This is a genomic window from Kitasatospora sp. NPDC056783 (assembly GCF_042789895.1).
Lineage (GTDB): Bacteria > Actinomycetota > Actinomycetes > Streptomycetales > Streptomycetaceae > Kitasatospora.
This window is the reverse complement of sequence record NZ_JBHUAF010000086.1, coordinates 22409-26710: the sequence shown is the minus strand read 5'-3', so window position 1 is coordinate 26710 and position 4302 is coordinate 22409. Positions and strand designations below refer to the sequence as shown.

Genomic DNA, 4302 nt, shown 5'->3' with positions numbered 1-4302 from the left:
CCGCGGCGGCCTCCTCGGCGCCCTCGGCCGGCTCCTCCAGCTTGGGGCCGATGCCGAGCTTGCCCTTGATCTTCCGCTCGATCTCGTCGGCCAGCAGCCCGCGCATGGTCCGCAGCGCGTCGCCGACACCGCCGGTGTGCCGCTCCGCCGCGGGAAGTGTCTCGTGGAGCCACTTCCAGACGACGAAGGTGAGCAGCACGCCGACGACGGTCAGGACTCCCGGCCCGCCCTCCGCACGTCCCGCTCAGCCGGGGATGCTGGCCTTGACCAGCGGGGTGAGCGCGGCGGCCGGGTCCAGCGGGCTGCCGTAGACGCCGGCCGGGGAGAGCACCTCGACGTAGGCGGCGCGCATGGTGGCGACGAAGCGGTAGCTCCCGTCGTCCAGCTCCTGCGACCACCAGGTGAGGTCGTCGACCGACGGCGAGAGGTCCATGGCGTGCTCGCCGTTCAGCTCCTCCGGCCGGTCGATGCCGCACCGCAGGACCGTCCGGGGCGAACCGCCCCAGGCGGCCACGTACGGCGAGGCGGGCGACGGGTCCTTGCGGGCGTGCCCGAGCAGTTCGGCGGGCAGCGCGGCGGCGAGCGACCGGCAGTAGTCGGCCGCCCTGCCGCTCGGGTGCGGGACCTCGACCTTGGGATCGGCCGGGCCCCAGCTGCCGACCAGCACCACGACCGAGCAGGTCAGGGCGACGGGCAGGGCCAGCCAGCGAACCGGGGTCGGCAGGGCGGTCAGTGCCTTGGGGACACGCAGTTCTCTGGCCACCCGCCGATGGTAACCGGGCCCGCCGCGGCGGATCTCAGAGGTGCACCACGGGACAGGTGAGGGTGCGGGTGATGCCCTCGACCTTCTGGACCCGGGCCACCACCATGCGGCCCAGTTCGTCGACGGTCTCGGCCTCGGCCTTGACGATCACGTCGTAGGGGCCGGTGACGTCCTCGGCGGTGATCACACCGGGGATCTCGGCGATGGTCTGGGCCACCGCGGTGGCCTTTCCGACGTCGGTCTGGATCAGGATGTAGGCCTGTACCACGGGGGGACCTCCGGCAGCCGGTGGGTGGGATCGCCGCCGCGGTCGCCCGGTCAGGGGTCGGGGGTGGGGAAGGGCTCGAACGGCAGGCTGATCACCACGCTACCGCGCAGCGGGGCGGACGGGGGAGACCCCGCGTCCCCGGAAGGGCGTACGCTGCGCGCGGGGGAGCCAGATCGGGATGGAAACGCGAGAGGACGGCAGATGCAGGGGACCGTGGGCGAGCTCGGCGAGTTCGGCCTCATCAGGGAGCTGACCGCCCGGGTACCGCTCACCGACGCGGTCGACCTCGGCCCCGGGGACGACGCCGCGGTGGTGAAGGCCCCGGACGGTCGGGTGGTGGCCACCACGGACGTCCTGATCGAGAACCGGCACTTCCGCCGGGACTGGTCCACCGCCTACGACGTGGGCCGCAAGGCCGCCGCCCAGAACCTCGCCGACGTGGCCGCGATGGGAGCGGTGCCGACCGCCATCCTGCTCGGCCTGGTCGCCCCCGCCGACCTGCCGACCACCTGGGCCACCGAGCTGATGGACGGGCTGCGGGACGAGTGCCAGGTCGCCGGGGCGACGGTGGTCGGCGGCGATGTGGTGCGCGGGGACACCGTCACGCTGGCCATCACGGCGCTCGGGGACCTCCAGGGGCGCGCGGCGGTGACACGCGCCGGAGCGCAGGTCGGCGACGTCATCGCGGTGACCGGCTGGCTCGGCTGGTCGGCCGCCGGACTGACCGTCCTCCAGCGCGGCTTCCGCTCCCCGCGCGCCTTCGTCGAGGCGCACCGTCGGCCCGAACCGCCCTACCACGCGGGCCCGGCGGCGGCCGAGTTGGGCGCGACCTCGATGATCGACGTCAGCGACGGGCTGGTCGCCGACCTCGGCCACGTGGCCCGGGCCAGCGCGGTGGACATCGACCTGAAGGCCGCCGACTTCGACGTCCCGGCGCAGATGGCGGACATCGGCCAGGCGGTCGGGGTGGACCCGCTGGTCTGGGTGCTCGCCGGCGGAGAGGACCACGCGATCGTGGCCACCTTCCCCCGTGGGGTCCAACTCCCGGCCCGCTGGCGGGTGGTGGGCGAGGTGACCGGCCGCCCGACGGGCAGCCGCAGCGGCCGGGTGACGGTGGACGGCGCGCCCTGGGACCGGGTCGGCGGCTGGGACCACTTCGCCGAGTAGCCGGAACGCGCCCTGCGGCGCGCGGCACATGACGCTCCGGACGGTCGGGGACGGGCTTCGGGGGCGCGTTGTGCGTACGCTTGACGGCATCCCCGCCCGCCCGTCGGTCCGGCGCGGGCGGTTCCGACCACGGCGAGCGGGAGCACCCCAGACATGCGCATCGGTGTCCTGACCAGCGGCGGCGACTGCCCCGGCCTCAACGCGGTGATCCGCTCGGTGGTGCACCGCGGCACCGACGTCCACGGCGACGAGATCGTCGGCATCCTGGACGGCTTCCTCGGGCTGATCGAGGGCCGCACCCGGACCGTCTCGCACGACGACGTGACCGGCCTGCTCACCCTCGGCGGCACCGTCCTGGGCTCGGCCCGGGTGCGCCGCGACCGGATCGCCTGGGCGGTGGAGAACGCCAAGACGCTGGCCCGGGAGATCGGCATCGACGCGCTGATCGCGATCGGCGGCGAGGGCACGCTGACCGCCGCCAAGCTGTTCAGCGACGCGGGGCTGCCCGTGGTCGGGGTGCCGAAGACCATCGACAACGACATCGACGCCACCGACGTGACCTTCGGCTTCGACACCGCGGTGCACGTCGCCACCGAGGCGATCGACCGGCTGAAGACCACCGCCGAGTCCCACCAGCGCGTCATGGTGGTCGAGTTGATGGGCCGGCACACCGGCTGGATCACCCTCACCGCGGGCATGGCGGGCGGGGCGCACGGCATCCTCATCCCGGAGAAGCCCTTCGACATCGAGGCGGTGGCCCGGATAATCGAGGACCGCTTCGCGCGCGGCAAGAAGTTCGCCATCATCGCCGTCGCCGAGGGCGCGTCCCCGGTGCCCGGCACCATGCGCTTCGACCACGGCGAGGTCGACCAGTACGGCCACCGGACCTTCGGCGGGATCGGCAACCGGCTCGCCCACGAGCTGGAGAACCTGCTCGGCAAGGAGGCCCGCCCGGTCATCCTCGGCCACGTCCAGCGCGGCGGCACCCCGACCGCCTACGACCGGGTGCTCGCCACCCGGTTCGGCTGGCACGCGGTGGAGGCCGTCCACCAGGGGGCGTTCGGGCACTTCACCGCGCTGCGCCGGACCGGCATCGAAATGCTGCCGATCGGCGACGCGGTGACCCGGCTGAAGACGGTGCCCAAGGACCGCTGGACGGAGTCCGAGGCGGTGCTGTGAACCGGCGCCGGTAGGTTGAGGGCATGTCCTCCACCGCACCTCCCCGCGTCCTGACCGTCGCCGGCTCCGACTCCGGCGGCGGCGCCGGCATCCAGGCCGACCTCAAGGCGATGCTCGCCCTCGGCGTCCACGGCATGAGCGTGATCACCGCCGTCACCGCGCAGAACTCGCTCGGCGTCCAGGGCTACTGGGAACTGCCCGCCGAAGCCGTCCGGGCGCAGTTCCGCAGCGTGGTGGACGACATCGGGGTGCAGGCCGTGAAGACCGGCATGCTCGCGTCCGTCGAACTGGTCGAGACCGTCTCCGAGCTGCTCGCCGGAGTGGACGCCCCGGTGGTCGTCGACCCGGTCGGCGTCTCCAAGCACGGGGACGCGCTGCTGGTCGCCGAGGCCGTCGCCACCGTCCGGGAGAAGCTGCTGCCGGTCGCCACCCTGGCCACCCCCAACCTCCACGAGGTGACCCAGCTCACCGGGCTGACCGTCGAGGACGAGTCGCAGATGCTGGACGCCGCCAAGGCGCTGGTCGACCTCGGGCCGCGCTGGGCGCTGGTCAAGGGCGGCCACCTGCCGGGCGAGGCCGCCGACCTGCTGTACGGCGGGCCGGACGAGGTGCACTGGTTCCGGGCGCCGCGCTACGACAACCGGCACACCCACGGCACCGGCTGCACCCTGGCCAGCGCGATCGCGGCGGGCCTCGCCAAGGGCGAACCACTGCCGCGGGCGGTGGCCTCGGCCAAGGAGTACATCACCGGCGCGATCGCCGGGGGCTTCGCCCTGGGCGCCGGGATCGGGCCGGTCGACCACGCCTGGCGCTGGCGCTGAGCGAGCCGGGAAAACAGTGGTGGGGGGGCCCCCGGGGGGGCCCCCCCCCCCCCCCCGGTCCGGCAAACCCCGAGCCCCGGACCCCAAAAAACAAACCCCCCCCC

At 73.9% G+C, this 4302-nt stretch carries 5 protein-coding genes and 1 pseudogene; 3 read left to right on the top strand and 3 right to left on the bottom strand.

The features are described 5' to 3' along the window. Positions 1-79: 79 nt before the first annotated feature. From ACFRMQ_RS15620 to ACFRMQ_RS15610, 3 genes and pseudogenes are all read right to left on the bottom strand, one after another. Positions 80-217 (bottom strand): annotated as a pseudogene (locus ACFRMQ_RS15620) (Bcr/CflA family drug resistance efflux transporter); the annotation flags it as partial. A gap of 27 nt (positions 218-244) precedes the next feature. Beyond that, positions 245-763, bottom strand: coding sequence for a DUF3515 family protein (locus ACFRMQ_RS15615; RefSeq protein ID WP_380730988.1), 519 nt, complete (start codon positions 761-763; stop codon positions 245-247). 34 nt (positions 764-797) lie between these two features. Then, positions 798-1031, bottom strand: a complete 234-nt coding sequence (locus tag ACFRMQ_RS15610) for an Lrp/AsnC family transcriptional regulator (protein ID WP_380730987.1) — start codon at positions 1029-1031, stop codon at positions 798-800. A gap of 201 nt (positions 1032-1232) precedes the next feature. Here ACFRMQ_RS15610 and ACFRMQ_RS15605 point away from each other — a divergent pair, with 201 nt between their 5' ends. From ACFRMQ_RS15605 to thiD, 3 genes are all read left to right on the top strand, one after another. Beyond that, on the top strand, positions 1233-2198 hold the full coding sequence (locus ACFRMQ_RS15605; RefSeq protein WP_380730986.1) for a thiamine-phosphate kinase: 966 nt from the start codon (positions 1233-1235) through the stop codon (positions 2196-2198). Between the two features lie 153 nt (positions 2199-2351). Next, positions 2352-3377: an ATP-dependent 6-phosphofructokinase gene (locus tag ACFRMQ_RS15600; RefSeq protein ID WP_380730985.1), complete on the top strand. Its 1026-nt coding sequence runs from the start codon at positions 2352-2354 to the stop codon at positions 3375-3377. Positions 3378-3400: 23 nt separating this feature from the next. Next, positions 3401-4198: a bifunctional hydroxymethylpyrimidine kinase/phosphomethylpyrimidine kinase gene (gene thiD, locus ACFRMQ_RS15595; RefSeq protein ID WP_380730984.1), complete on the top strand. Its 798-nt coding sequence runs from the start codon at positions 3401-3403 to the stop codon at positions 4196-4198. Positions 4199-4302 lie beyond the last annotated feature (104 nt).